The sequence below is a fragment of the Rhizobium sp. AN80A genome (genome assembly GCF_030053015.1).
GTDB classification, from domain to species: Bacteria; Pseudomonadota; Alphaproteobacteria; order Rhizobiales; family Rhizobiaceae; genus Rhizobium; species Rhizobium metallidurans.
Genome location: NZ_JASJPX010000003.1, coordinates 3,360,181 through 3,386,301 on the forward strand (window position 1 = coordinate 3,360,181; position 26,121 = coordinate 3,386,301).

General features: G+C 63.3%; 25 protein-coding genes and 1 pseudogene. 15 read left to right on the plus strand and 11 right to left on the minus strand.

The annotated features are described in order from the left end of the window. Positions 1–109 precede the first annotated feature (109 nt). Together P3R82_RS28145 and P3R82_RS28150 are read left to right on the plus strand one after the other, a co-directional pair. Positions 110–1,297 (plus strand): Gfo/Idh/MocA family oxidoreductase, encoded by a 1,188-nt coding sequence (locus P3R82_RS28145; protein ID WP_283196141.1) that lies wholly within the window; start codon positions 110–112, stop codon positions 1,295–1,297. 255 nt (positions 1,298–1,552) lie between these two features. After that, on the plus strand, positions 1,553–2,503 hold the full coding sequence (locus P3R82_RS28150) for an IS110 family transposase (protein ID WP_283196142.1): 951 nt from the start codon (positions 1,553–1,555) through the stop codon (positions 2,501–2,503). 115 nt (positions 2,504–2,618) lie between these two features. On the opposite strand, the gene P3R82_RS28155 is transcribed toward P3R82_RS28150, so the two are convergent. Then, positions 2,619–3,026, minus strand: coding sequence for a DoxX family protein (locus tag P3R82_RS28155; protein WP_283196143.1), 408 nt, complete (start codon positions 3,024–3,026; stop codon positions 2,619–2,621). 107 nt (positions 3,027–3,133) lie between these two features. After that, the gene (locus P3R82_RS28160; RefSeq protein ID WP_283196144.1) at positions 3,134–4,099 is read right to left on the minus strand and encodes an acetylxylan esterase; all 966 of its coding nucleotides are present in this window, start codon (positions 4,097–4,099) and stop codon (positions 3,134–3,136) included. Positions 4,100–4,656: 557 nt separating this feature from the next. On the opposite strand from P3R82_RS28160, the gene P3R82_RS28165 reads away from it, so the two are divergent. The 6 genes from P3R82_RS28165 to P3R82_RS28190 all read left to right on the plus strand — a co-directional run bounded on the left by P3R82_RS28165 (position 4,657) and on the right by P3R82_RS28190 (position 13,197). Continuing rightward, positions 4,657–6,252: an ABC-F family ATP-binding cassette domain-containing protein gene (locus tag P3R82_RS28165; RefSeq protein ID WP_283196145.1), complete on the plus strand. Its 1,596-nt coding sequence runs from the start codon at positions 4,657–4,659 to the stop codon at positions 6,250–6,252. Positions 6,253–6,369: 117 nt separating this feature from the next. Further along, positions 6,370–7,770, plus strand: a complete 1,401-nt coding sequence (locus tag P3R82_RS28170) for a GH1 family beta-glucosidase (protein ID WP_283196146.1) — start codon at positions 6,370–6,372, stop codon at positions 7,768–7,770. Positions 7,771–8,135: 365 nt separating this feature from the next. Then, entirely contained in the window at positions 8,136–9,167 is a 1,032-nt protein-coding gene (locus tag P3R82_RS28175) for a methionine ABC transporter ATP-binding protein (protein ID WP_283196440.1), read from the plus strand. After that, positions 9,157–9,825, plus strand: coding sequence for a methionine ABC transporter permease (locus P3R82_RS28180; RefSeq protein WP_283196147.1), 669 nt, complete (start codon positions 9,157–9,159; stop codon positions 9,823–9,825). The genes P3R82_RS28175 and P3R82_RS28180 overlap by 11 nt, the downstream gene beginning before the upstream one ends. Positions 9,826–9,865: 40 nt before the next feature. Then, positions 9,866–10,642, plus strand: a complete 777-nt coding sequence (locus P3R82_RS28185) for a MetQ/NlpA family ABC transporter substrate-binding protein (protein WP_283196148.1) — start codon at positions 9,866–9,868, stop codon at positions 10,640–10,642. 344 nt (positions 10,643–10,986) lie between these two features. Further along, entirely contained in the window at positions 10,987–13,197 is a 2,211-nt protein-coding gene (locus tag P3R82_RS28190) for an EAL domain-containing protein (RefSeq protein ID WP_283196149.1), read from the plus strand. 33 nt (positions 13,198–13,230) lie between these two features. Here P3R82_RS28190 and P3R82_RS28195 read toward each other — a convergent pair. The 3 genes and pseudogenes from P3R82_RS28195 to P3R82_RS28205 form a co-directional block, all read right to left on the minus strand. Then, positions 13,231–14,165: pseudogene (locus P3R82_RS28195) on the minus strand (rhodanese-related sulfurtransferase). A 353-nt stretch (positions 14,166–14,518) separates the two neighbouring features. Next, positions 14,519–15,427, minus strand: coding sequence for a CHAD domain-containing protein (locus P3R82_RS28200; protein WP_283196150.1), 909 nt, complete (start codon positions 15,425–15,427; stop codon positions 14,519–14,521). Then, positions 15,405–15,893 carry a CYTH domain-containing protein gene (locus tag P3R82_RS28205; protein ID WP_283196151.1) on the minus strand — a complete coding sequence of 163 codons (489 nt, stop codon included), beginning with the start codon at positions 15,891–15,893 and terminating at the stop codon, positions 15,405–15,407. Before P3R82_RS28205 ends, P3R82_RS28200 begins: the two co-directional genes overlap by 23 nt. A 155-nt stretch (positions 15,894–16,048) precedes the next feature. On the opposite strand from P3R82_RS28205, the gene P3R82_RS28210 reads away from it, so the two are divergent. The 3 genes from P3R82_RS28210 (at position 16,049) to P3R82_RS28220 (ending at position 17,973) form a co-directional block, all read left to right on the plus strand. After that, positions 16,049–16,687, plus strand: coding sequence for a 2-dehydro-3-deoxy-phosphogluconate aldolase (locus P3R82_RS28210; RefSeq protein WP_283196152.1), 639 nt, complete (start codon positions 16,049–16,051; stop codon positions 16,685–16,687). A gap of 244 nt (positions 16,688–16,931) precedes the next feature. Beyond that, positions 16,932–17,645, plus strand: a complete 714-nt coding sequence (locus tag P3R82_RS28215) for a tellurite resistance TerB family protein (protein WP_283196153.1) — start codon at positions 16,932–16,934, stop codon at positions 17,643–17,645. Between the two features lie 112 nt (positions 17,646–17,757). Further along, entirely contained in the window at positions 17,758–17,973 is a 216-nt protein-coding gene (locus P3R82_RS28220; protein ID WP_183901984.1) for a hypothetical protein, read from the plus strand. A gap of 55 nt (positions 17,974–18,028) precedes the next feature. Here the strand turns inward: P3R82_RS28220 and P3R82_RS28225 are convergent, their stop codons facing one another. The 5 genes from P3R82_RS28225 to P3R82_RS28245 form a co-directional block, all read right to left on the minus strand. After that, a complete protein-coding gene (locus P3R82_RS28225) occupies positions 18,029–19,120 on the minus strand; it encodes a nickel/cobalt transporter (protein WP_283196154.1) in 1,092 nt (363 codons plus the stop codon). Next, positions 19,114–19,755, minus strand: coding sequence for a DUF1007 family protein (locus tag P3R82_RS28230; protein WP_283196155.1), 642 nt, complete (start codon positions 19,753–19,755; stop codon positions 19,114–19,116). The genes P3R82_RS28225 and P3R82_RS28230 overlap by 7 nt, the downstream gene beginning before the upstream one ends. A gap of 143 nt (positions 19,756–19,898) precedes the next feature. Next, on the minus strand, positions 19,899–20,792 hold the full coding sequence (locus tag P3R82_RS28235; protein WP_283196156.1) for a LysR family transcriptional regulator: 894 nt from the start codon (positions 20,790–20,792) through the stop codon (positions 19,899–19,901). A gap of 27 nt (positions 20,793–20,819) precedes the next feature. Then, positions 20,820–21,131 carry a type II toxin-antitoxin system PemK/MazF family toxin gene (locus tag P3R82_RS28240; RefSeq protein ID WP_283196157.1) on the minus strand — a complete coding sequence of 104 codons (312 nt, stop codon included), beginning with the start codon at positions 21,129–21,131 and terminating at the stop codon, positions 20,820–20,822. Positions 21,132–21,142: 11 nt separating this feature from the next. Further along, positions 21,143–21,358 carry an antitoxin MazE-like protein gene (locus P3R82_RS28245; RefSeq protein WP_283196158.1) on the minus strand — a complete coding sequence of 72 codons (216 nt, stop codon included), beginning with the start codon at positions 21,356–21,358 and terminating at the stop codon, positions 21,143–21,145. Positions 21,359–21,907: 549 nt separating this feature from the next. Here P3R82_RS28245 and odc2 point away from each other — a divergent pair. Then, the gene (gene odc2, locus P3R82_RS28250; protein ID WP_018901943.1) at positions 21,908–23,041 is read left to right on the plus strand and encodes an ornithine/lysine decarboxylase; all 1,134 of its coding nucleotides are present in this window, start codon (positions 21,908–21,910) and stop codon (positions 23,039–23,041) included. Positions 23,042–23,180: 139 nt separating this feature from the next. Beyond that, a complete protein-coding gene (locus tag P3R82_RS28255) occupies positions 23,181–23,771 on the plus strand; it encodes an N-acetyltransferase (RefSeq protein WP_183901979.1) in 591 nt (196 codons plus the stop codon). A gap of 173 nt (positions 23,772–23,944) precedes the next feature. Here P3R82_RS28255 and P3R82_RS28260 read toward each other — a convergent pair whose 3' ends face one another. Further along, on the minus strand, positions 23,945–24,079 hold the full coding sequence (locus tag P3R82_RS28260) for a hypothetical protein (protein WP_018901941.1): 135 nt from the start codon (positions 24,077–24,079) through the stop codon (positions 23,945–23,947). Between the two features lie 608 nt (positions 24,080–24,687). On the opposite strand from P3R82_RS28260, the gene P3R82_RS28265 reads away from it, so the two are divergent. Beyond that, complete coding sequence (locus P3R82_RS28265) at positions 24,688–24,915, plus strand: DUF6719 family protein (RefSeq protein WP_246400250.1); 228 nt, start codon at positions 24,688–24,690, stop codon at positions 24,913–24,915. A 93-nt stretch (positions 24,916–25,008) separates the two neighbouring features. Then, positions 25,009–26,016, plus strand: a complete 1,008-nt coding sequence (locus tag P3R82_RS28270; RefSeq protein ID WP_283196159.1) for a serine hydrolase — start codon at positions 25,009–25,011, stop codon at positions 26,014–26,016. The last annotated feature ends 105 nt before the right edge of the window (positions 26,017–26,121 follow it).

Here is a 26,121-nt window from a genome sequence, read left to right on the forward strand (position 1 = left end):
GGGGGAGGGGCTCAGGTGAGGCGCCGCCGCGAGTCCTCTCCCCCCTTGTGGGGGAGATGCCGGCAGGCAGAGGGGGACTTTTCCGCAAAGCACAAATTTGGAGGAACACATGGCAATCGAAGCATCAACGGAACACACGCGCGAGCCGCGCATCCGTCTCGGCATGGTCGGCGGTGGCGCCGGGGCTTTCATTGGGGCGGTGCACCGCATCGCTGCCCGCATCGACGATCAGTATGAGCTGATCGCGGGCGCGCTGTCGTCGACGCCGGAAAAGGCGATGGCATCGGGCGCCGATCTCGGGCTCGACCCGACCCGCACCTATTCCAGCTATCGCGAGATGGCGATCCGCGAGGCGAAGCTGAAGAACGGCATCGAGGCGGTGTCAATCGTGACGCCGAACCACGTGCACTACGACGCCGCCAAGGAGTTCCTGCGCCGCGGCATCCACGTCATCTGCGACAAGCCGCTGACCTCGAACCTGGCCGATGCCAAGAAGCTGAAGAAAATCGCCGACGAGAGCGGCGCGTTGTTCATCCTCACGCACAATTACACCGGCTATCCGATGGTGCGCCAGGCGCGCGAGATGATCGCCAATGGCGAACTCGGCGATATCCGCCTGGTGCAGGCCGAATATCCGCAGGACTGGCTGACCGAGGCCGTCGAGCAGCAGGGCGCCAAGCAGGCCGTGTGGCGCACCGACCCGGCGCAGTCGGGTGCTGGCGGTTCCACCGGCGATATCGGCACGCATGCCTATAACCTCGCCACCTTCGTCTCCGGCCTCGAGCTCGATAGCCTTGCGGCCGATCTCGACAGCTTCGTCGAAGGCCGCCGTCTCGACGACAACGCGCATGTGATGCTGCGCTTCAAGGCCAAGGGCTCGGAAAAGCCGGCCAAGGGCATGCTCTGGTGCAGCCAGGTGGCGCCGGGTCACGAGAACGGGCTGAAGGTCCGCGTCTACGGCACCAAGGGTGGCCTGGAATGGGTGCAGGCCGATCCGAACTATCTCTGGTTCACGCCGTTCGGCGAACCGAAGCGCCTGATCACCCGCAACGGCGCCGGCTCCGGCCCGGCCGCCGCCCGCGTCTCGCGCATCCCGTCTGGTCACCCGGAAGGCTATCTCGAAGCGTTTGCGACCATCTACACGGAAGCCGCGCACGCCATCAACGCGCACAAGAAGGGCAAGGCGGTCGACAAGGCCGTGGTCTACCCGACGGTCGACGACGGCGTGAAGGGCGTCGCCTTCGTGGATGCCTGCGTGGCGTCGTCGAAGCGCAATGGGGCTTGGGTCAAGGTGTAAGTTCTCTCAGAGCGAGTGGCCCCCTCATCCCCGGTGCAGCAAGCTGCACCTGACCTGCCGGCACCTTCTTGGATGATCAAAATATGAGATAGTTGTTTCTGCCGGGCGGGTGGCCACCCGCCCGGCAGCTGGTTGTCGGATCGTCACCTTCTCAGCCGTCAGGGGCTGTGGGGAGCAGGATCGCAACCGGCTCTTCATCAGGCCCGTGTGGTTGCAGGAACCTTGGGGTTCGTATCCAAGACAGGGACGACGAAGATGACCGATGATAGCATGATCTGTGCCGGAATCGATGTCGGCAAAAGCCATCTCGGCATCGCCATCCATCCCGGTGACGCGCGGCTGCGGGTCACCTACGACGCGGCGGGCCTGAAGCGGCTCGACGCCTTTCTTCAAGAGCATGATGCCAAAAGGGTCGGCTTCGAAGCCTCCGGTGGCTACGAATGGCGGCTGATGTTGCATCTGCGGGGTAAGAAGCGCCCGGCGGCGCGCCTGCAGCCGGCGCAATTGCGGTACTTCGCCAGAAGCCGGCTGCAGCGGGCCAAGAACGACCGGCTGGACGCCACGCTGATTGCCGTCTTCACCGCCAGCCTGAAGACGCTGCCGGCGCTGCCCGATGCCCGCTTCGACCGGCTTTCGGCCGAACTGACCTATCTGGAGCAGATCGAACAGCAGATCGCGCTGGTGAAGACATTCGCCGAGACCGCCGTGCCTGAGATCGTCAAGCGCCGCCACTCCCACGAAATCGCCAGGCTCGAGACCTGTCGCAATGCGCATATGCTTCGGCTCGAAAAGCTGGTTCGCGGCGACCCCGATCTGGCGCGGCGGCTCGACCTTCTGGTCTCCATCAAGGGGATCGGAATGCGCAGCGCGCTGTGCCTCGTCATCCGCATGCCCGAACTCGGCCATGCCGGCCGCAACGAGGTCGCCGCCCTTGCCGGTGTCGCACCCTATGATGACGACAGCGGAAAGCATCGCGGCAGGCGCCGGATCCAGGGCGGTCGCGAACGGCTGCGCAAGAGCCTTTTCATGTGCGCCTTCACCGCCAGCCGGCACAATCCGGATCTCGCGGCCTTCTACAAGCGGTTGCGCGGCAACGGCAAGGAGCACCTGTGCGCGGTCATCGCGGTGGCCCGCAAACTCGTCATTCTCGCCAACACAATCCTCACCCGACAGACCGAATGGACGCCGAAATATGTGAGAAGATGAGACATGGTTGCTCCCCGCGGGGGAGAAGAGACTCGGGGCAAGCGGCTCGCTCCCCCTCTCCCCTCGGGGAGAGGGTAGGGTGAGGGGGGCTACTTGCTCCGTCACCTACTTTTAATCAGGCCGCAGCCACGCCCTGCTTGCGCTTCAGCATCGCATCGAGGCTGTAAGGACCGGCGCCAGCGGCGAAGATGTAGAGGAAGATGAAGCAGAAGAGGATGGCGGCGACGCCGCCGTTCTGGGCGGGGTAGAAGCTCTTCGAGGCATGGCCGATGAAATAGGCGAAGGCCATGACGCCGGAGAGAACGAAGGCGGCGATGCGGGTCTGAAAGCCGATCAGCACGAGAAAGCCGAGGACCAGCTCGAACACGCCGGCGATCCACGGCAGCGAGCCGACGTCGGGTACGCGCTCGGCGGCCGGGAAATACAGGATCTTCTGTGTGCCGTAGCTGAAGAGCACGAGCGAGGAAACGATGCGCAGCAGGCTCAGCAAGGCCGGCTGCAGGGCGTGGATCGAAGCGAACATGGCTGACCTTTCATCAGGGGGACACTGTTCGAAGCCTTTAGCCACGACCCGAACAATAACAATTCACGAGTTTTGACATCGGCGTTATCGACGGGCGGGACGTCTCGTTACAACGCCTGCAGGAAACGCCGCAGCTTTTCGCGCAATGCGTAGTTCTGCTCCAGCATGCCGGGATAGTCGAAATGGCCGGCGTCGAGCACGAAGTTTTCGTTGTCCCTGGATGTCGGCACGGCATTGGCGACGGCGAACTGGCAGGGCGGGGCGACGGCGGGGTCGAAGCGGGCGGGGGCGACCAGCATCGGCACGGTGATGCGGGCGGCGGCGGTCGCGGCGTCGAAGAGGCGCAGGTGATCGAGCACGCCTTCATGTGTTTTCGCGTAAGCCTGGGCGGAATCGGCGCTGCCGACGGTCGGAAGCGTCAGCCAGCTGGCGCGGTCGCCGAACGTCGGCACGACGAGATGGCCCCTCGCTATTCGCGGATCGAAGGGAATGCCGAGCGCGCCGATGCCGCCGCCGAAGCTGGCGCCGACATAGCCGATATGGCCATCCAGCCAGGGATAGAGCGCAAGCAGCGTCGAGACGCCAAGCCAGAGATCCTCGACGCAGCCGCCGATGACATAGTCGTCGGGCCTGTCGATGCCGTGGAGCACATGGCCCGGCGCATCCGGCGGAATAGAGGGGTGCCGGCTTTGCGACATGCCGCGAAAGCAGGGAAAGAGCAGCGCCGTCTCTTCCACCGGCTGGTCGAAATCCGGCGACTCGCGGCCGCCATAGCCGTGGCCGACGATGACGCCGCGCCTGACCGTCCCCTCGCGCGGCAACAGCAGCCAGCCACCGATCGCGATATCACCGGTCGAGACATAGGTGATGTCGAGAATGTGCCAGGCGGGATGGGTCAGCGCGCTCCTTTGCACGCGCGGCCGCGGATCGGTGGCGATCGCCCGTTCGTAGCGCTTCCGCCAGAAGGCGTCGAAGCCCGGTGGGGCTTCGGGCGGAGCGATGGCGCGCAGCGTGTCGAGCGTCATGCCGTAGGTGGGGTCGAAGGGGAAGGGGTGGGTCTTGGGGATGCTCATGGGCAAGTTGTTTCGTGGAAATGGGGGCATTGCAAGGCGGGGTGCGTTATTGTCTTGGTGGAAAAGTCCCCTCCGCATCCTGCCCAAAGACCCCTCCCCAACCCCTCCCACAAGGGGGAGGGGCTTGCTGGGGCACGCTCTTCGCCGAACCGGAGCCTCTCAACAGCCGCTGCTGATATGAGGGGGGGCGCGGAGGGTGCCACAGCCCGCAGAAAGACCCCTCCCTAACCCCCTCCCCACAGGGGGGAGGGGCTTGCTGGGGGCACGCTCGCCGCCAAACCGAGGCCTCTCAACAGCCGCTGATGGCATGACGTGGCGCAGAGGGTGCCGCGACTTAGCCCCTCCCTCTTGTGGGGAGGGGGTTGGGGAGGGGACTTGTTATGGACTTGGGAGGGGCCTTGTTATGAGGGTAGCGGGGCCTTTGCACCCGCCCGCCTTGATTTCACCCCACCGCCTGTCTAGATTACAACCATCCGCAATACCAACAGGACGGTGCACCATGGATTTCAACCCGATCGCAATGCCGCTTTGCCTTGCCATCCGGGAAACCCATGTCCATGCCATCCATTACCCTTTCCAATCTCTCGTGGTCCACGCCTGACGGGCGGCCGCTTTTTTCCAATCTCGATCTGAGCTTCGGGGCCGAACGCGCCGGGCTGGTCGGCCGCAATGGTGTCGGCAAGACGACGCTTTTGAGGCTGATCACGGGTGAACTCGCTCCGCAATCCGGCAGCGTTGCCGTCAGCGGGCGGCTCGGTGTGCTGCGCCAGGCGGTGCAGGTCGATTCAGAACAGACGGTGGCCGATCTCTTCGGTGTCCGCGCGGCCCTCGATGTCGTCGCGCGCGCGGTTCTCGGCGAGGCGTCGGCCGATGAGGTTGCCGCCGCCGACTGGACGCTCGAAGCCCGGCTTGCCGATGCGCTTGATCGTATGGGGTTTGCGGCGGACCCCGATACGCCGCTCACCTCGCTCTCGGGCGGTCAGCGCACCCGCGTCGGGCTGGCGGCGCTGATCTTCGGCGAACCGGATTTCCTCATCCTCGATGAGCCGACGAACAATCTCGATCGCGATGGCCGCGATGCGGTGATCGCACTGCTTCAGAGCTGGCGGGGCGGGGCGCTTGTCGTCAGCCACGATCGCGCGCTTCTCGAACGGATGGATGCGATCGTCGAGATGACGACGCTCGGCGCCAAGCGCTATGGCGGCAATTGGAGCGCGTTTCAGGCACGCAAGGCGGTCGAGCTTGCGGCGGCCGAACACGACCTCGCGGATGCCGAAAAGCGGGTGGCGGATGTCGCCCGCGGCGCGCAGCTTTCGGCCGAGCGGCAGGCGCGCAGCGACAAAATCGGCGCCAGGAAGGCGGCGCGGGGCGATATGCCCCGTATCGTCGCCGGCGGCCTGAAGCGGGCGGCGGAGAACACGAAAGGAGACAAGGTCCGGCTCGGCGAGAAGCGGCGCGAGGAGGCGATGGAGGATGCCAGCGCGGCGCGCGAGCGCATCGAGATCCTGCAGCCGTTTTCCGCGAAGCTGGCGTCGACACATCTGCCCGCGTCGCGGGTGGTGCTGCGGCTCGATGGTGTGACGGCCGGATATGAGGCGGATCGGCCCGTGATCACCGATCTCTCCTTTGCGATCACAGGGCCGGAGCGGGTGGCGGTCGAGGGGCCGAACGGTTCGGGCAAGACGACGCTGTTGTCGCTCGTCACCGGGCGGATCGCGCCATGGGCGGGAACGGTCGCGGTTCCCGTGGACCTTGCGGTCTTCGACCAGAGCGTCAGCCTGCTCGACCGGTCGCTGTCGATCGCCGAGAATTTCCGCAGGCTCAATCCCGGTGCGAACGAGAATGCCTGCCGCGCGGCGCTGGCGCGGTTCATGTTCCGGGCCGATGCCGCCCTTCAGCAGGTTTCGACGCTGAGCGGCGGGCAGTTGCTGCGCGCCGGCTTGGCTTGCGTGCTCGGAGGCGCCGAGCCGCCGCCGCTGCTTGTGCTCGACGAGCCGACCAACCATCTCGATATCGATTCCATCGCCGCCGTGGAGGCGGGCCTTGCCGCCTATGACGGGGCGCTTCTCGTCGTCAGCCACGATGCGGTGTTTCTCGAGCGGATCGGGGTCACGCGGCAATTGTTGCTGCCATCGGGCGAGGATGTCCTTTGAGGGTGCGCGGTCGTATTCAGCTGTAACGTTACAGATTTGACATTTCAAACCTATACGTAGAGTAGAAAGCAGCCGGAAGCGCGACGCAGCCGCCGGCCGAGTTTGGAGGATTTCAGTTTGACGATTGATGCGAAGACCGCCGCGAAGATTGATGCCAAGGCCCTGGCCGCCCGCTTTCCCGGCGATTTCACCTTTGGCGTGGCGACGGCCGCCTTCCAGATCGAGGGCGCTTCGAAGGCCGATGGGCGCAAGCCGTCGATCTGGGATGCCTTTTGCAACATGCCGGGTCGGGTCTTCAATCGCGACAATGGCGACGTCGCCTGCGATCATTACAACCGCCTCGACGAGGATCTCGATCTGATCCAGTCGCTCGGTGTCGAGGCCTACCGCTTCTCGATCGCCTGGCCGCGCATCATTCCAGATGGTACCGGGCCGGTGAACGAGAAGGGGCTCGATTTCTACGATCGCCTCGTCGACGGCTGCAAGGCACGGGGCATCAAGACCTTCGCGACGCTCTACCACTGGGACCTGCCGCTATTGCTTGCCGGCGACGGCGGCTGGACGGCGCGGTCTACGGCCTATGCCTATCAGCGCTACGCCAAGACGGTGATGGCGCGCCTCGGCGATCGTCTGGATAGCGTCGCGACCTTCAACGAGCCGTGGTGCATCGTCTGGCTGAGCCATCTCTACGGCATCCATGCGCCGGGCGAGCGCAACATGCAGGCGGCACTACACGCCATGCACCATATGAACCTCGCCCATGGCCTCGGCGTCGAGGCGATCCGCTCGCAAGCGCCCAACGTGCCTGTCGGCCTGGTGCTCAACGCCATGTCGGTTATCCCGGGGTCCGAGAGCGCCGCCGACCGGGCCGCCGACGAGCGGGCGCACCAGTTCCACAACGGCGCCTTCTTCGATCCCGTCTTCAAGGGCGAATATCCCAGGGAGTTCCTGGAGGCGCTCGGCGATCGCATGCCCGTGGTCGAGGAGGGCGATCTTTCGATCATCAGCCAGAAGCTCGACTGGTGGGGGCTCAATTATTACACGCCGCTGCGCGTCGCCGACGATCCGAATAAGACCGGCGATTTCCCCTGGACGGTCGAGGCGCCCCGCGTCAGCGACATCAAGACCGATATCGGCTGGGAGGTCTATGCGCCGGCGCTGAAGCATGTGGTGGAGGATCTCTACCGCCGCTACGACCTGCCGGAGTGCTACATCACCGAGAACGGCGCCTGCGACAATACCGGCATAGACGCGGGCGCGGTCGAGGACACGATGCGGCTCGATTACTATATGCAGCATCTCGATGTCGTCGCCGACCTCATCAAGGACGGCTATCCGATGCGCGGCTATTTCGCCTGGAGCCTGATGGACAATTTCGAGTGGGCGGAGGGCTACCGCATGCGCTTCGGCCTCGTCCATGTCGATTACGACACCCAGGTCCGCACGGTGAAGAAGAGCGGCAAGTGGTATTCGGAGCTCGCCGCGCAGTTTCCCAAGGGTAATCACAAGAGCGCGTGATCGTATTCGCCCGAATTGTCTATACGGCAGGTAGATTATTTCCTGCTGCACCGCACAAATAAAAAAACATCCCTGTCCGGTTTCAACCGATGACGGCATAAGTGGCAGCAACAGGAAAGGCAAAGCGCCTTTCCCAAACGCCCGCCACGAAAGCCGCATCCATGTCCCGCATCCGTGATTGTCTTCGAATGTGCCGCCCGATTGGCTAATCGGTGCGATAGCGGTTATAGAACCGCCAGTTTTTGAAGACCAACACATGCGAGCATGACATGACACTCCAACATCAGGCCAAACAAGACGCTGCCCCAGGCGCGTCGGGCGGCCATTCCGGGCAGGGCCCGGAGGGCACCGCGGGAGCTATCCCGATGGTGGCCTTCGAGCGCGCCGGCAAGCGCTATGGACCTCATGGCGAGGGCGGGTTCACCGCGGTCGAGAATGTCGACCTCACCGTGGCGCGCGGCGCCATCACCGGCATCATCGGCCGCTCCGGCGCGGGAAAGTCGACGCTGATCCGCATGGTCAACGGTCTGGAGACGGCAACTTCGGGCAAGGTGCTCGTCGATGGCGTCGATGTCGGCGCGCTCAGCGAAGAGGGGCTTCGCGGCCTGCGCCGGCAGGTCGGCATGATCTTCCAGCACTTCAACCTCTTGTCCTCGCGCACCGCCTTCGACAATGTGGCGCTGCCGCTGGAGATCGCCGGTGTCGACAAGAAGACGATCCGCGCCAAGGTCGGGCCGCTGCTCGATCTCGTCGGTCTCGGCGACAAGGCGGGCAACTATCCCTCGGAGCTGTCAGGCGGCCAGAAACAGCGCGTCGGCATCGCCCGCGCTCTGGCGACCGATCCGAAGCTGCTGCTCTCCGACGAGGCGACCTCGGCGCTCGATCCGGAGACGACGCAGTCGATCCTCGAGCTCCTGAAGCGCATCAATGCCGAACTCGGCCTCACCGTCCTTCTCATCACCCACGAGATGGAAGTGGTGAAGACCATCGCCAGTCATGTGGCGGTGATCGATGCCGGCCGCATCGTCGAGGCCGGCCGGACCTTCGACGTCTATACGAATCCCAAGCACCAGACGACGCGCACGCTGCTCGCCTCGGCGCTGAAGCTGCCGGAATGGCTGCGTTCGGGCATCAAGGCGCAGCCATCAGCGGGCGACCGGGCGCTGGTGCGGCTGGTGTTCTTCGGCGAGACCGCCTTCAAGCCCTTGACCGGGCGGCTGGTCGCCGAGCTCGGCTCCGACGTCAATATCCTTGCCGGCGCGATCGAGGAGATCGGGGGCGAGCCCTTCGGGTCGCTCGTCGTGTCCTATTCCGCCGATCCTGATGTGATCGCCCGCGCCGATCGCTTCTATTCGGAAACCGGTCTCAAGACGGAGGTGCTCGGTTATGTCGCCTGATATGATCTTCAATCTCCTCTCCAAGGCGCTGATGCAGACACTGCAGATGGTGTTCGTCGCCGGCATCGTCGGCTCGATCATCGGATTGCCGATCGGCGTGTTCCTCGCCACCTCGGGCAAGGGCGAGCTGTTTCCGGCGCCGAAGACCAACCGCGTGCTCGGGCTGATCGTCAACGCCGCGCGCTCGACGCCGTTCATCATCCTCGTCGTCGCAATCGTGCCCCTGACGCGCCTGTTGACGGGAACGTCGATCGGCACCTGGGCGGCGATCGTGCCGCTCACCATCGCCACCATCCCGTTCTTCGCGCGCCTGGTCGAATCCGCCATCCGCGAGATCGACAAGGGGCTGATCGAGGCCGCCCGCGCCATGGGCGCCACGCCGTTCCAGATCGTGCTCAAGGTGCTGCTGCCCGAGGCGCGGCCGAGCATCCTGATGGCATTGACCATGACCATCGTCAGCCTGATCGGCTACTCCGCCATGGTCGGCGCCGTCGGCGGCGGCGGGCTTGGAGACCTCGGCATCCGCTTCGGCTACCAGCGCTTCAACCCGGAGATGATGGTGATCGTCGTCGTGGTGCTGATCGTGCTGGTGCAGGTGGTGCAAAGCGCCGGCGACGGGCTTGCCCGGCGCTTCGACAAGCGCAACCGGAAAAACTGATCCATTAATAACAAACCATAATTCAACACAGGAGACACCCATGAAGAAGTTCATCATCGCAGCCGCGATCGCCGCCTTCGCGGCCGGCTCGGCATTCGCCGAAAACATCAAGGTCGGCGTCACGCCCGGCGAGCACGCGCAGATCATGGAAAAGGTCGCCGAGATCGCCAAGACCAAGGGTCTCAACATCGAGATCGTCGAGTTCTCCGACTATGTCGTGCCGAACCAGGCGCTCAACGATGGCGACATCCAGGCCAACTCGTTCCAGCACCAGCCCTATCTCGACAACCAGATCGCCGACCGCAAGTTCGATCTCGTCAGCATCGGCACGACGATCACCACGCCGATGGGCGTCTATTCCAAGAAGGTGAAGAGCCTCGACGAGCTGAAGGAAGGCGCTACCGTCGCCATCCCGAACGACCCGACCAATGGCGGCCGCGCGCTGCTGGTTCTCGCCTCGAAGGGCCTGATCAAGTTCAAGGAAGACGCCGGCATCAAGGTCACCGTCGCCGACATCATCGACAACCCGAAGAAGATCGAGTTCGCCGAAATCGATGCCGCGCAGCTGCCGCGTTCGCTCGATGACGTCGATGCCGCCGTCATCAACACCAACTACGCCATGGAAGCCGGCCTGCACCCGAAGACCGACGCCATCGCCATCGAAGGTGAAAAGTCGCCCTACGCCAACGTGATCGTCGTTCGCACCGCCGACAAGGACGCACCGTGGGCGAAGACGCTGGTCGAATCCTACCACGACGAAAGCATCCGCAAGTTCATCAACGAACAGTTCAAGGGCGCGCTGATCCCGTCCTGGTAAGACCTGAATTATCATGATCCGAGATGAAGCGGTCCGGTCCTGCCGGGCCGCTTTTTCGTTGTGGCGACCCGTGGGATGACGCAAGCGGCGCCATGGAAGTAAGCCGGCTCTTCGCGATTCAGCCGTTCATGGCGGCGATATTTTGAACGCGCTTGCAAAATTAGGCGCGCATAGTCGCGGCGGACGTTTTCACAAGCATGGCTTAATATGTCTATGTATTTGAAATTTAAATGTTTTCTCGGTGTTTTGCGCGATCTTGTCCATAAGGATTTGCTTAATCGTTCAAGCGTTGTTTTAACCGTTTTTTGAAGGCTTGTGGGCAGTATTCCCGCCAGGGAGAATGCATGCCATCGATCTTCAGCACACGCAGCGCGATTCTGGGTGCCGGTCGCCACACCACCGTGGCGGGCGTGCTGTTTTCGTTTGCCGTCGTCGTCGCGGTCGTGACGATGATGGTGCTCAACGCGCTCAGTCACGTGGCGCAGAAGTCCAACGTGCTGGATGACGAGCGCTCGCGCGAGACCATTTCCGGCGCGCTGCACAATTTCGTTTCGCAACTCGGCGCCACGCTCAACGATTACGCGGCATGGGACGATGCCGCCACCAATGTCTACGCCACCGATGGCATGGACTGGACGGTGTCGAACTATGGCGAGATGTCCGTCAACAGCGCGCTGTTCGACATGGCTGTCGTCATCGACGAGGACAAGACGCCGATCATGGTCTACCGCGACGGCAAGCCGATGGACGGCGCGTTGGAGGAGTTTTTCTCGCCGGCTCTGTGGGCGCTGTTCGACAAGGTGAAGGCCGCCGGGCCTCAGGATGTCCCCGAGGCATCCGGTTTCATCCGCACGCAATCCGGCATCGCCGTCGGCGGCGTGGCGCTGGTGCGGCAGAAGTCCGGCGCGCCGGCCGCCGGCGCCGGCAAGAAGCGCTATCTCATCTTCATCCGCCATCTCGATGCCGCCAAGATCGGCGAGATCGGCAAGACCTATGTCATCGGCGGACTGCAGCTGGTCGCCGCCGATCGCGACGCCGCCTATTCCGTGCCGATCGAGGATACGCTCGGCGTGTCGCTCGGCAAGCTGATCTGGACCTCGCGCGCCCCCGGCGATGTCGGTTACGCCGACGTGCGCCGGCAGGTGGTGCAGGCGCTCTGCCTCGTCGGCCTGTTCTTCGTCGTGCTGCTGATCATCGGCTGGCTTGCCGGGCGGCGGCTGAAGAGCGAGGAGATCGTCGCCCGCGAGGAAGCGCTTCGCGACCGGCTGAGCGGGCTCTTGAACCGCGACGGCCTGCGCGTCTCCGTCGATGCGATGGTGGCATCGGCCCGGCAGACCGAGGACAATGTCCAGCTTCTTTACCTCGACCTCGACGGCTTCAAGGAGGTCAACGATTCCTACGGCCACGGCACCGGCGATCAGCTGATCCGGGCGGTGGCGGCGGGCCTGAAAGTGCTGATCCCCGAGGGCGCCGTGCTCGCCCGCATCGGCGGCGACGAATTCGCCATCGTCTTCGCCTCGCCGCGCGCCGATGCGGCGGCGTTGCAGCTTTCCGAGCATATTCTCGACTTCCTTGCCGAGCCGCTGGAAATCGGTCGGCGGGTGGTCGTCATCGGTGCCAGCATCGGGATCGCGGTTTCGCCCGGCGGCAAGGTCGATCGCGAGGAGCTGGTGCGGCGCGCCGATCTCGCCATGTACAAGGCCAAGGAAGCCGGCCGCGCCCGCATGACGCTCTACGATCCCGCCATGGATGCCGATCGCGAGGAACGCAACGCGCTGGAACTCGACCTGCGCCAGGCGATCGAGGGCGGGGACCTGACGCTTGCCTACCAGCCGCTGATCGGCGCCGACAGCAACGAGATGGTCGGCGTCGAGGCCCTGGTGCGCTGGAACCGCCCCGGTCACGGGCCGGTGTCGCCCGATGTGTTCATTCCGGTCGCCGAGACCAGCGGGTTGATCGAGGCGCTCGGACTGTTCGTGCTGCGCAAGGCCTGCGAGACGGCCAAGCAATGGCCGGAACTGAAGATCGCCGTCAACGTCTCGCCCGGCCAGTTCCGCAATCCGGCCTTCACCGATTACGTGCGTTACGTGCTGCGGCAGACGGAGATCGAGGCCAAACGGGTGACGCTCGAGGTGACCGAGGGTTACATGATCCAGAACCCGAAGCGGACGCGCCAATCCATCGAGCAGCTGAAGACGCTTGGCGTCAAGATCGCGCTCGACGACTTCGGCTCGGGCTTTTCGTCGATCGGCTATCTCCGGCAGTTCGGTTTCGACCGTATCAAGATCGACCGTTCGCTGATCATGGATATCGAGCACAGCGAGAGCCAGCGCGAAATGCTGAAGGCGACCGTGGCGCTCGCCAGCTCGCTCGATATTCCCGTCACCGCCGAAGGCATCGAGACGCCGGAGCAGGCCGATATCGCCTCGCAGTTCGGTTGCGATACGCTGCAGGGCTTCTTCTTCAGCAAGCCGGTCTCCGCCGACGACATCACCGCGCGGCTGATGGAAGCGCGTGCGCGAAAGGCCGGCGGGCGACGCGTCAACGCCGCCTGATCGGGCCGTTACCCAGAAACTAAGCCGACCCTGTCAGGTGCCGATGTGCTTCTGGCCGCGCTTCCTCGCGAGCGCGACCTGCAGCTGGCGCTGGCGAAAGCGCAGCCGGTCTTCCTCGGTGCGGCTGTCGTAGCACTGGCTGCAGGACACGCCTTCCTCGTACTTGTCCGAGGTGATCTCTTCGCGGTGATCGGATTGCGGCAGGCATGGCAGAGCTTGTGGCCGCCCTCCTTCAAGCCATGCTCGACCGAAACGCGCTCGTCGAAGACGAAGCAGGCGCCTTCCCAGAGGCTTTCTTCCTGCGGCACTTCCTCCAGATATTTCAGGATGCCACCCTTGAGGTGGTAGACCTCGTCGAAGCCCTGCTCCTTCATGAAGGCGGTGGCCTTCTCGCAGCGTATGCCGCCGGTGCAGTACATGGCGATCTTCGGCTTGTTGTGCAGGCCGGTATTGTTCTTCACCCAATCAGGAAATTCGCGGAAGGTCTTGGTGTTCGGGTCGACGGCGCCCTTGAAGATGCCGATCGCCGTCTCGTAATCGTTGCGGGTGTCGATGACGATCGTATCGGGATCGGAGATCAGCGCGTTCCAATCCTTCGGCGCGACATAGGTGCCGACGATCTTGTTGGGGTCGATGTTGTCGACGCCCATCGTCACGATCTCTTTCTTCAGCTTCACCTTCATGCGCACGAAGGGCATTTTCGACGCGCGGCTTTCCTTGTGCTCGAGGCGGGCGAATTCCGGCATGGCGTGCAGATGGGCCAGCACCGCGGCAATGCCCGCATCCGGCCCGGCGATGGTGCCGTTGATGCCTTCATGGGCGAGCAGCAGCGTGCCCTTGACGCCATTATCCTCGCACAGCTGCTGCAGCGGCGCGCGCAGGCTTTCGAAGTGCGGCACGGAAACGAAATGATAAAGGGCCGCGACGAGGAAAGGGCTCGTCGCCTGATGGGTCGATGTGTCGGTCATGCGGCTGGAAATACAGCTTTCGGTGCTCAAGCGCAATCGCCCGCGGGTGCGGCGAGAGCCTTTCCTGGTTAGCTTGAAGCATTCTGCCGGAGCAGGTTTTCGTCAGGGCAAAGGCGATTGGCGAAGGGCATACCCCGGGTACGGTCGAGCCGATCGCCTTTGATCCTGGCGGAAAGATGCCCGGCCCCAGCCGGTTTGCGAAGCAAGCCAGCGGGGGTTGGCTGAAACGGGCCGCCTGATCGTTCGGCCGGCTTGGCCGTATGCGTTGGCTACGACGCGCGCCGGCCGGACGACCATCCGACTCCGTTTGAGCCAACAGAATGCTTCAATCTAACCAGGAAAGGCTCTGATATTCAGCCGCCGAAGGCGATCCAGAGCATCTCGATACGCATCGCCTCGTCATCCGCATCGTCGCCAAAGATGCGCTCGGCGCGATCCAGCGCATCGTGGCGGCCCTGCTGCTGGTGGAAGATGATGGCGTAGAGCAGATGCGCGAGGTCGTCGGCATTCTCGAAATGGTGATGCTCGGTCTCGACCAGCTCGCACAAGAGTTCGAGATCGTTGATGCGGCCGAGCATGTCCACCAGCGCGCTTGCCGCCTCGTATTTGGCGTTCATGGCGGTCGGCCAGAGCGGATTGAGCAGCTTGTGATAGGCGCGGTAATCCTGCGTGCGCTTGCGCAGCGTATGAAAGGCCTCGGCCGAGACATGTCCTTCGCAGGCGGCCAGCGCCTTGCGCGCCTTGCGTACCGTGGTATCCCACCCATGCGCCAGAAGCCGGCCATGCCTGCGGTGCCCGCCCTTGAGGCTGACGTCGTCGAGTGCCGCGATCGCGCGTTTCAGCGCCGCGATGGTGTCCGAGACGACCGTTTCGGGATCCCGCCTTGCGGCGATCAGCCGGTCGCGCCGGGCGGTGAGCGCCACGACGATGCGGCCGAGCGCCTCGGCCTCGTCGCTGTCGCGGGCGCGCTCGTGGAGATAGGTGGCGGTCTCGACCAGGGCCGCCGCATCCCGCAGGGATGACAAGGATCGCGCGATGCCGCGCAGCCTTATGTTCTCGCGGGCGGAAAACTTCGGCACGGCACTCGCGACCAGGCGGTAGAGCGAGCGCACCCGCTTCAGCCGCTTGCGTGTTTCATGGATCGCGTGGTCGGTGCCCTCGGGGCGTGTTTCGAGCACGTCGATCGCATGGCGCAACTGGCGCCGGGCGAGCTTGCGGAACTGTGATTTGAAGGACCGGTCAGGCCGTATGCTGAAGGGCATGCCGGTCGTGCTCAAATTCGGTTGCCAATGCCTGATTTGAGTATCTGAAGTCGCCGGTGACCTCGCGGCCGAGCCAGGCGGGAAGCGCCGGCCGTTCGGCTTCCGACCCCATCTCGACCTCGGCGATGACGAGGCCGCGATGCTGGCCGGTGAAAACGTCGACCTCCCAGACGTAGCCCTCATAGGGCACGCGGTAGCGGGTCTTTTCGATGACGATGCCGATCGCCGCATCGAGCAGTTCTTCGGCGTCGCTGACCGGGATCTCGTATTCGAATTCGTCGCGGGTCATCTTGCTGCGGCCGATCTTGGTGGTCAGCCGGGCGCTCTTCCTGTCGATGATGCGCACCCGCACCGAGCGATCATCCATGGACGCGATGTAGCCCTGTCTGAGGACAGACTTGGCCTTGGCGCCCGAGCGCCAGCCATCGCTGCGTACCAGGAATTTCCGCTCGATCTCTTTTGCCATGACCGATGAACCTCTTTGACGACGGCAGGTACGCTAGCGCAAATTGGCTGAGGTTGATACCCATTCCGTTCCAAAGATGGTTGCGGTCTCGACAAACTTTAGCGGTAGGTCTATTCCGGTGGCCGGAATTAAATCGTTTCAAAGGAACCACGGCCATGGGCGAAAAGACAGAGAAACTCCTTTCCATCCTGAAACTGCAGCCCGTCGTGCCTGTTCTGATCGTCGACGACGTCAAGTCGGGCGTGTCGCTGGCGCGGGCGCTCGTCGCGGGTGGTCTGAAGGCCATCGAAATCACCATGCGCACGCCTGCTGCCCTCGATACGGTTCGCGCCGTGGCCGACGAGGTCGAGGGTGCCGAGGTCGGCGCCGGCACCATTCTCAACGCCAAGCATTGGGAAGCGGCGGTTGCCGCCGGCTCCAAGTTCATCGTCAGCCCCGGCACGACGCAGGAGCTGCTCGACGCGGCGCGCGATTCCGCCGTGCCGCTACTGCCGGGTGCGGCGACCGCCAGCGAAGTCATGGCGCTGCGCGAAGAAGGCTATCAGGTGCTGAAATTCTTCCCGGCCGAGCAGGCCGGTGGTGCGGCCATGCTCAAGGCGTTCTCCTCCCCGCTCGCCGGCACGCTGTTTTGCCCGACCGGCGGCATCTCGCTGAAGAACGCTCGCGATTACCTGTCGCTACCCAACGTCATCTGCGTCGGCGGCTCCTGGGTTGCGCCGAAGGAACTGATCGCTTCGGGCGATTGGGTCGGCATCACCAAGCTGGCCGCCGAGGCGGCTGCGCTGAAGGGCTGAGGCGGCTTTCTGCGTCCGGGAGGAAAACCCCTCCCCAACCCCTCCCCACAAGGGGGAGGGGCTTAATCGCGGCGCCGCCACGAGTCTCCTTCCCCCTTGTGGGGAAGGTGGCCGGCAGGCCGGAAGGGGCTTTGCCGCACGCACCGTAGTAGGCCGGAAGAGGTCTGCCCTAACGCAACCGTTATTTGAATTCAGGCTTGGTCGCCCCTATCTCCCCAGGAACGGAAAAAGGAGATGATCAGGCATGTTCGACGCGAAGAAACTTCTCGAGCAGTTTCTGGGATCGCAGATCCCGGGCATGGGCGGCAGCGTTCGCGGCCGGGCGGGTGGCGCGATCGAGATGGCCAGGAACAATCCATGGAAGGCCGGAGCGCTGGCGACGGCGGTCCTTGGCACCAAGACCGGACGCAAGCTTGCGGGCAACGTCGCGACGATCGGCGGGCTCGCCGCCATCGCGGGGCTCGGCTATCTTGCCTACAAGAATTATCAGTCGGGCAAATCGCCCGATGTCGCGCCGCAGCCCGGCGCCGCCATGGGCCAGCCCATAGCGCTTCCGCCGCCGGATTCGGCCTTCAGCCTGGAAGGGCCGCAGCTCTCCAACGATTTCGCCCTGACGCTGATCCGCGCGATGATCGCCGCCGCCAAGGCCGATGGCCATATCGACGATGCCGAGCGCGCCAACATCATGGAAAAGGTGAAGGAGGTCGATCTCGGCTCTGAAGCCGAGGCATTCCTGCGCAACGAACTCGCCAACCCCGTCGATATCGACGATCTCGTGGCCGCCGCGCGCACCGAGGAGCAGAAGGTCGAGCTCTATACCGCGACGCGCCTGACGATCAATCCCGATACCCGCGCCGAACGCGGCTATCTCGACCTGCTGGCCGGTCGTCTCGGCCTTCCGGACGCGCTGCTCGATCATATCGACGCCACCGTGTCGTCGGCCAAAGTCACGGCCTGACGCCGGCGGTGATCGCTATCTGACGGCCGTGCCGGTGCGCCGTATCGCGGCCAGTTGCCTTTCGCGGGCGGCTGGCCTAAGCCGTTTGTCCTGACCCGCAGGAGACAGACGCATGGCCGATCCGCAACCCTCACACCGCTCGCCGGCGATCGCCGCTGCGATCATCCTCGTCTGCGCCGGTCTCGTCATCTATTTCCTGCCATCGATCGTGCTGTGGATCGGCAATTATTCGCCGGTCCTGGCGACCGCTGTCGGCGGTTGCCTGGTGATGGCGTTCTTCGCGGTGTTCTGGCTACGGGCGCGGTATCAGCGGCGACGGGGTGGGTGAGGGTTAGGGTAGCCTTCATTTGGGTTGTGCCGCGTGGCCCCCTCACCAATCAAACCTACCCACCAAACCCCACGCCCTGCAGCGACGCGCCGAGCAACAGCGCGCCCATCACGATGACAAGCAGCGCGCCCAGGAGTTCGATACCGTGGCCCACCCGGTTCGCGAGGCGCGAGCCAGGGCCGGCAAGGCGCATGGCGGTACCCTTGGCGGTGACGGCAAGGGTTGCGAGGATGGCGACGGTGATGGCGGTGCCGAGCGACATGGCGAAGACCGAGAGCACGCCGCCGAGATAGAGGCCGTTCAGCAGAGAGAAGGTCAAGACCAGCAGCGCGCCGGAGCAGGGGCGCAGGCCGACGGCCACGATCGCCGACCATGCCTCGCGGATGCTGAAGGTTTCCGCGCTGAGCATCGCCGGATCGGGCATGTGCGACTGGCCGCAGGTCTCGCAGGCCATGCCCGAGATGAACGTGTGCCCGGCCTTCGCAGCCTGGGCCTCGCCAAAGGCGTAGGAGGTGTTCTCGCCTCTTGCTCCCGCGTCCTGCCAGTCGAGCATCATGCCGACGGGGCCGGAGGCCAGCGCTTTCCGCCCCGGCCGGAAGGCCGGCGCGATGGCGCGCAGCTTGCGCAGCAGCAGCCACAGGCCGAAGAGAATGACCATGACGAAGCTTGCGATCTCCATCGCCTGGGTGGCCATGGTGAGCGTGATGCCCGAGCCGCGCAGCAGCAGGAAGGCGCAGCCGACCAGCAGGATCGCCACCAGCCCCTGAACGAAAGCCGAGATGAAGGAAATGGCGACGCCGCGCTTCAGCTCGATCTCGTTGGCGATCATGTAGGAGGAGATGACAGCCTTGCCGTGGCCAGGGCCGGCGGCGTGGAAAACACCGTAAGCAAAGGACAAGCCGATCAGCGTCGTCAGCTGCCAGGGGTCCTCGCGCATCGCCTTCAGCGCGCCGGTGAGTGCGCGGTAGAAGCCCTGCTGCTCCTGGTTGACGTAGAGAAACAGCGGCGCCAGCGGGCCGCCGGAGGGCTGGAAGCTCGGCTCGGCGGTGCCGATGCCGAGCGGAGACTGCGCATGGGCGGCGGCGAGGCCGGTCAGGACAAGCAGGCCGGCCGCCCAAAGGACGCGCGCCGGCTTGCGCCTCAGCATGTGACCTCCAGCTTGGTGGCGAAGAGCTTCGCCATGTTGGTGCCGGTCGGATCGTTGAAGAAGGCGGCGGTCAGCGACTGCTTGTTCTGCGAGATCACCTGGTCGGCATCGGGCCTGACCACATGGTGCTTGCAGGTCTTGAACGCGTCGCCGACGAGGACCAGCTCGTCGTCGGTCGGAAAATCGATAGAGGTGTAGAGCGTCGGATCGTAGACGCCGAAGGCAAGATCGCCCTTGAGCGGCATCGTCTCGGCGGGCTTGACGGCGAAGAACATCAGCAACTGGCCGTTGCGGTAGTCGACATGGATGATGTCGGGCTTCTGAACCGTCATGTTCTTCCCGTTCATCGTCAGGTTCATGTAGTAGTCATAGTCGACGAGTGAATCGCGGACCGTCTTGCCGACTTCGGCGAGCTCGTTCGGATCGAGCTTCAGGTCGGTGTTCTTGTCGAAATCCATGACGACCGAGGAGGTGAAGACCTCGTCGAAGCGCCAGACGTTGCGGAATTCGGCGACGTTGCCGTCATCGCCGGCGACCACCTCGAGGCGAGCCTCGACGAAGATGTGCGGATGCGCGAAGGCCGTGGCGGGGACGAGCGTCAGAAAGCCTGATGCCAGGAACATCGATATCTTCATGGGTCGCTAACTTCGTGTCCAGGGTTCGGGCCAGAATTCCAGTCTCGGGAGGCGATAAATCCTGATAGGGCGGCCCAAATCAGATGATGCGATCTTGCCGGCAAATGGGACCGAATTGGGACCTCAACTCCCCCGGCGCCGGCTCACGGGTGCTTCTTGAACCAATTATAGAGATAGTCGACGAAAATGCGCACCTTGGCCGGCAGATAGCGGCGATGCGGATAGACCGCGTAGATGCCGCGATCGGTGGCGATATAGTCGTTGAAGAGCGTCACCAGTTCGCCGCTCTCGATCGGCTTGCGGGCGATGAAATCGGGAATGAAGGCGATGCCGATGCCCGACAGCGCCGCGCGCAGCGTCGCATGGGGGCTGTTGACCTCGATCGGGCCGGAGACCGCGACGGCGAACGAGGTGCCGTCCGGGTTCTGGAAGCGGATGCTGCCCTGGGTTCGCGAATTGGTATCGATGATGAAGGGCACGTTGGAGAGATCGGCCGGGTTCTGCAACTGCGGGTGACGCTCCAGGAACTCCGGCGTGGCACAGAGATGGATGCGGAAATCCGAGATCTTGCGGGCGATCATGCCCGGATCCTCGAGCTTGGTGACGCGGATCGCGACGTCGAAGCCCTCCTCGATCAGGTCGACGAAGCGGTCGTCGGCGGCGATCTCCAGCTGCAGATCCGGGTTCTCGCGGGCGAAATCGATCAGTGACTGGCCGACATCGGCATCGACATAGGTGCGCGGCACCGAGATCTTCAATTTGCCCTTCAGCTGCGCGTTGTTCTCGCGCACGAGATCGGCGAGGTTGTCGATCTCCTTCAGGATGTCGGACGCGGTGCGATAATAGGTGTGGCCGGCCTCGGTCATCGAGAACTGGCGGGTGGTGCGGTTCAACAGCAGCGCGCCGAGCTCATCCTCGAGCTCGCGGACATATTTGGACAACAGCGCCTTGGACCGGCCGGTCTTGCGGGCGGCGGCGGAAAAACCCTCGGCTTCGACGACGTCGATGAAGGCGCGGATGCGGGTGAGGGTGTCCATGAGATAAAAGAATCCAATTGTAAGGGGTCAATCCACTAGGCCGAGAACGAATGAAAGCGCGGCGTCCAGTTCCCGCATTTCGCTCTCGGCGAGTCGTCCGATAATCTTGCCGACCTTCTCGCGAGGCACTCCAATGATTTTGTCTGTCATGATTTGGGAGCGAATGCGCAGGCCGGTTCCCTGGCTTGCTTCGAGAACTGGTCGGAATTTCAAATCTATGATTGTTGAAGTGATCGGACAGACGACGGCGGAGGGGTAGTCTTGGGCTAGGGCATCGGTCTGCACAACGATCGCCGGTCTTGGTTTTCCATAGTCGCCTGGCATGGCAACGACAACCACGTCACCACGCCTCATTCCGGCCAGGTCCAGCCGCTCAGATCGGCAACCTCTTCCATCCATTCGAGGATTTCGCGTTCCTCGTCCTTGTTGAGAGCCGCCACCTGTTCGGCGATTTGCTTGCGAACTTCCGGCGAGCGCGCGTCGAGGGCCACGATGCGCACCTCGCGCAAGTGGTTCGCCTTCCTGCGTTCCCTCAATGCCCTCATTCGTTCTGCGGCGGCCGTCACGGCATCCTCCTTGATGACCACGAAAGTGTAACGCGTTACGGTTCTACCCGCAAGATTCGCTGATTTTCCCGGTGGACCAAGTTTTTTGGCCGGGGTCAAAAAAACTCTTGATTATGACGGCGAATATTCTTATCTCGACCTCAGCCCAAAGTCGCACGTGCCCATGGGTGTCCGCCGAACCCTCGAATTGGTGAGGAAATCGGTAAGGTACCTGGAATTAACCCCTCCAGTCGCTATTCCGGCCAACCGGAAAATGCGAGGACGCCTGAAGCAACGACGGTGCGGGCCTTTTTGTTCTCTCCCTGCTTTCCATCAGCGGGGGTTACTGAAGAGGCACACCTTCATTGCCGGAAGTGCGGTAGGGAACTCCCTCCAATCCATGGCAGACAAAGCCGGATCCATGTCGCTTTCGCGGCGTTGATTCATCATTCGCGCATTCGAGCGCTTGCTAAGGTTCCGGGGTCTCCACCGGCTGGTTCCTATGCGAGTGATCGGCTGCCCTTTGTCCTCCGGTTTTTCCGGAGCTCTGGAATTGAAAAGGGAATCGATATGACCACTCAGCGCATCCGCGACTTTCTCGCAACCCGACGTCCCGACGGTCCCTGCCTCGTGGTCGACCTCGACGTCGTGCGCGACAATTTCTCCGCTTTCCGTCACGCCATGCCTGACAGCGCCATCTATTACGCCGTCAAGGCAAACCCGGCTCCTGAGGTCCTGAAGCTGCTCGCCGACATGGGCTCCAACTTCGATTGCGCGTCCGTCGCCGAAATCGAAATGGCGCTCAACGCCGGTGCGACCGCTGCCCGTATCTCCTACGGCAACACGATCAAGAAGGAACGCGACGTTGCCCGTGCGCATGCGCTCGGCGTCAGCCTGTTCGCGGTCGACAGCCACGAGGAAGTCGAGAAGATCGCGCGTGCCGCTCCCGGTGCCCGCGTGTTCTGCCGCGTTCTGACCGATGGCGAAGGTGCCGAATGGCCGCTGTCGCGCAAGTTCGGCTGCGTGCCGCAGATGGCCGTCGACGTTCTCGTCTACGCGCATCAGCTCGGCCTCGAATCCTATGGCGTGTCGTTCCACGTCGGTTCGCAGATGACCAAGGTCGATGCCTGGGATTCGGCTCTTGCCGATGCCAAGCGCGTCTTCGTCCAGCTGGCCAAGCAGGGCATCCACCTGCAGATGGTCAACATGGGCGGCGGCTTCCCGACCAAGTACCTGCGCGACGTTCCGTCGGCTGAAGCTTACGGTCGTGCGATCTACCAGAGCCTTCGTGACCACTTCGGCAACAACCTGCCGAAGACGATCATCGAGCCGGGCCGCGGCATGGTCGGCAACGCCGGCGTCATCAAGACGGAAGTCGTGCTGATCTCGAAGAAGTCGGACAACGACGCCGCTCGCTGGGTGTTCCTTGACATCGGCAAGTTCGGCGGTCTGGCCGAAACGATGGACGAAGCCATTCGTTACCCGATCCGCACCGAGCGCGACGGCGACGAAATGGAGCCCTGCGTCATCGCCGGCCCGACCTGCGACTCTGCCGACGTGCTCTATGAGAAGAATCTCTACCCGCTGCCGCTCACTCTCTCGATCGGCGACGAGATCCTGATCGAAGGCACCGGCGCCTACACGACCACCTACTCGGCGGTCGCGTTCAACGGCTTCGAGCCGCTGAAGGCCTACATTATCTAGCACATGACCCTCGGATCGCAGATCCGAGAAAGGCTTATGTGCCAGTAAAGACCACGCTTGCCCCGTAGCCAGCCGGGGCGGCACCTTCACAATTCATATTCACCGCCGCTGATAACGGTTTTGGGTACGGGAGGCCAAGATGGCCGCTGTTCTTGATTCTGTCCGCGCATTCTTTGCGCACTCCATTTTCACCATCGACGCCGAAAATGCCGGCGATGTCGTTGCGCGCGAGACCCTGCTCGATCGCGCCATGGGCCCGAACCGCCGCCGCAAGTCGTCGGAAAAGATCCGTCGCGGCCGCGTGCCGGCCGAAGGCCTGGCGCTGGTTGCGCGTGATCGCGACGGTCACGTGATCGGCACCGTGCGCCTGTGGAACATCGAAGCCGGCGTCAATGCCGATGGCACGGCCATCGACGCGCTGCTGCTCGGACCGCTGGCGGTCGATGCCAGCTTCGAGGGCAAGGGTGTCGGCTCGGCGCTGATGCGCGCCGCCATGCTGGAAGCCAAGACCCGCGGTCACGGCGCGATCCTGCTTGTGGGCGATGCCCCCTATTACGAGCGTTTCGGCTTCTTCGCCGCGAAGGCTCAGCATCTCGTCATGCCCGGCCCGTTCGAACGCTCGCGCTTTCTGGCGCTCGAGCTTGTCGAAGGCTGGCTTGACGGCGCGGCCGGCATGATCGTGCCCACGGGGCGGATGCTGACCAGCGCGCCGGTTCGCAGGGCGGCTTGACACAAGCCTTGTCCGGGGCCTTGTCCAGCAGAGCCTCTCCCCATGGGTCAGGGGAGGGGCTTTTTCATTTCCAGTTTCAGGAAATCAGTTTGAAGGGGCGCCGGAAGAGCCGGCGGACTATTGTCCCTCTGTATTCGCTTCGCCCGTTTCTAACGGCGATTGCTTGACGACGCTTACTTCACGACGCTGGCGTCGACCAACTGTGTCCCGGCAGTCTGAACGATATTATCCGGTATGGCGGCGATGAAAAACATCGTGAAAGCATAGACCGCGAATATGGTCGCTGCGGCTGTGGCCTTAAGAATCATTCATGCACTCCTAGTTCCTAGAGGTGTAATGTGAGCGCAAAAGTCGCCTTTCCCAAGAGTTTTCTGAACGCCAGATGAACAAAAATCTGTGACGGTAAATTTTAACGATATTTTAGCAACACCGCAGCTTCGCCTTTGTGGGGAAGAAATTCACTTTTCGTTCTAATAAAACGCAGAAAAAACAATCATATGGATGAAAATATAGGCGAGAATCATCCCCATGGCGTAGGGTCGGCGCATCATGAACGCGTCATCGGGCAGGGAGCCGGGTTCATGAACCGGTTCGGTCTCCGTTCATAATTCGGCGCTCGGTGACGGTTGCGAAGGGTTGGATCAGATGCCGTCAGGGCAGATGATTCGTCCGGGGACGCCAGATCGAGAGACGCTCCTGTCGGTCTGATGAAGCCGGAAAGCCTCAAGCGATCGGGCAGGCGGACCAGCCTGACACTCACTATCCATACCTCGACCGCCTGCCTTCTCCCCTTTTCACCGTCGCGGACAAACCGCGCGCGGCCCTTCGTGCTGCCCGCCGATCGGATGACTTGCCGGGGAAACGATTCCGTGGAATTGTATTTTAGGTGTACCTAAAATGTGAGGGCGAACATATGATGCGGTCTCTATTCCTATGCCTCTCCGGCGCCTGCCTGCTGGTGCTTTCAAGCGCGTCCGGCTCCATGGCTGCAACGCAGACCGTGACGACGAAGCCGACGCTGGAGAACCTGCCACCCGGCACATCCGTCTATTTCGACGACAAGAAATGCGGGGCCGGCATGATCGCCAAATACTCGAAGCCGCAGCGGCGAAACCAGCTGAAGCGCGAGTGCGTGAAGCCGTGATCGTGGCTCAAGGCGATCATATGGCTTCACATCCACGTGATACCGATCGGATGGTCGCTGATTTGGTCGGCCGCCCGTCATAGATAATGGCGCATGATCAAGCGCCGCGCACTCCTCGCCATCCTGTCGCTCTTGCCCGTTGTCGCCGTCGCGCAGCAGGCGAACCCGGTTGCCACGCTTCTCGATGCCGGTTCGTCGCGCGAGGATTTGCGGCCGCTGAAGGCCGTGATCGTTGCCAGGGACGGCGAGATCATCGCGGAGCGCGGCTATCGCGACCATTCGCCGGGGGAATCGGTCAATATCAAGTCGGCCTCCAAGTCGATTGTCTCGGCTCTCGTCGGCATCGCCATCGGCAAGGGGCTGCTCGAAGGACCGGACCAGAAGATCGCGCCGATCCTGAAGGCCGATCTGCCTGACAATGCCGATCCGAGGCTCGCGCAGATCACGATCGGCAACCTGCTGTCGATGCAGGCCGGGCTAGGAAGGCTGTCCGGCCCTGATTACGGGCGCTTCGTGTCGTCACGCAACTGGGTGCGGTTCGCGCTTTCGCAGCCATTCGCCGCCGAGCCGGGCGGACAGATGCTCTATTCCACCGCCTCGACACATCTTCTGTCGGCGATCCTGACCAAGGTCGGGGGCAAATCGACGCTCGCCCTGGCGCGTGAGTGGCTGGCGCCCGTCGATGGCTTTCGCATCGGCGCATGGGAGCGCGATCCGCAGGGGATCTATCTCGGCGGCAATCAGATGGCGATGACTGCCCGCTCGCTGCTTGCCTTCGGCGAACTCTACCGCAACGAAGGCAGGACCAAGGATGGCACGCAGGTCGTTCCCGCCGACTGGGTCGTCCAGTCATGGCAGCGCCGAACCAATTCGCATTTCTCGGGCGATGATTACGGTTATGGCTGGTTCTCGCGGCAGATCGGCGGCGAGCAGGTGCATTTCGGCTGGGGGTACGGCGGCCAGATGCTCTACATCGTGCCGTCGCTGAAGCTGACCGTCGTGATGATATCCGACGAAAACGGCCCCTCGGCGAGAACAGGCTACCGCGATGCCCTGCACGGTTTTCTGTCCGAGATCATCGCGGCCTCGCGCCCTGTCTGAGCAAGCTCTTCAGATAGCCGGCGGCGGCGCGGTCCGTCCGGCTTCAAGCCCTTTGTCTTCAAGTCTGTTCTCCCGAAACTCGTGACCGGTTCCGGGAGCTATGCC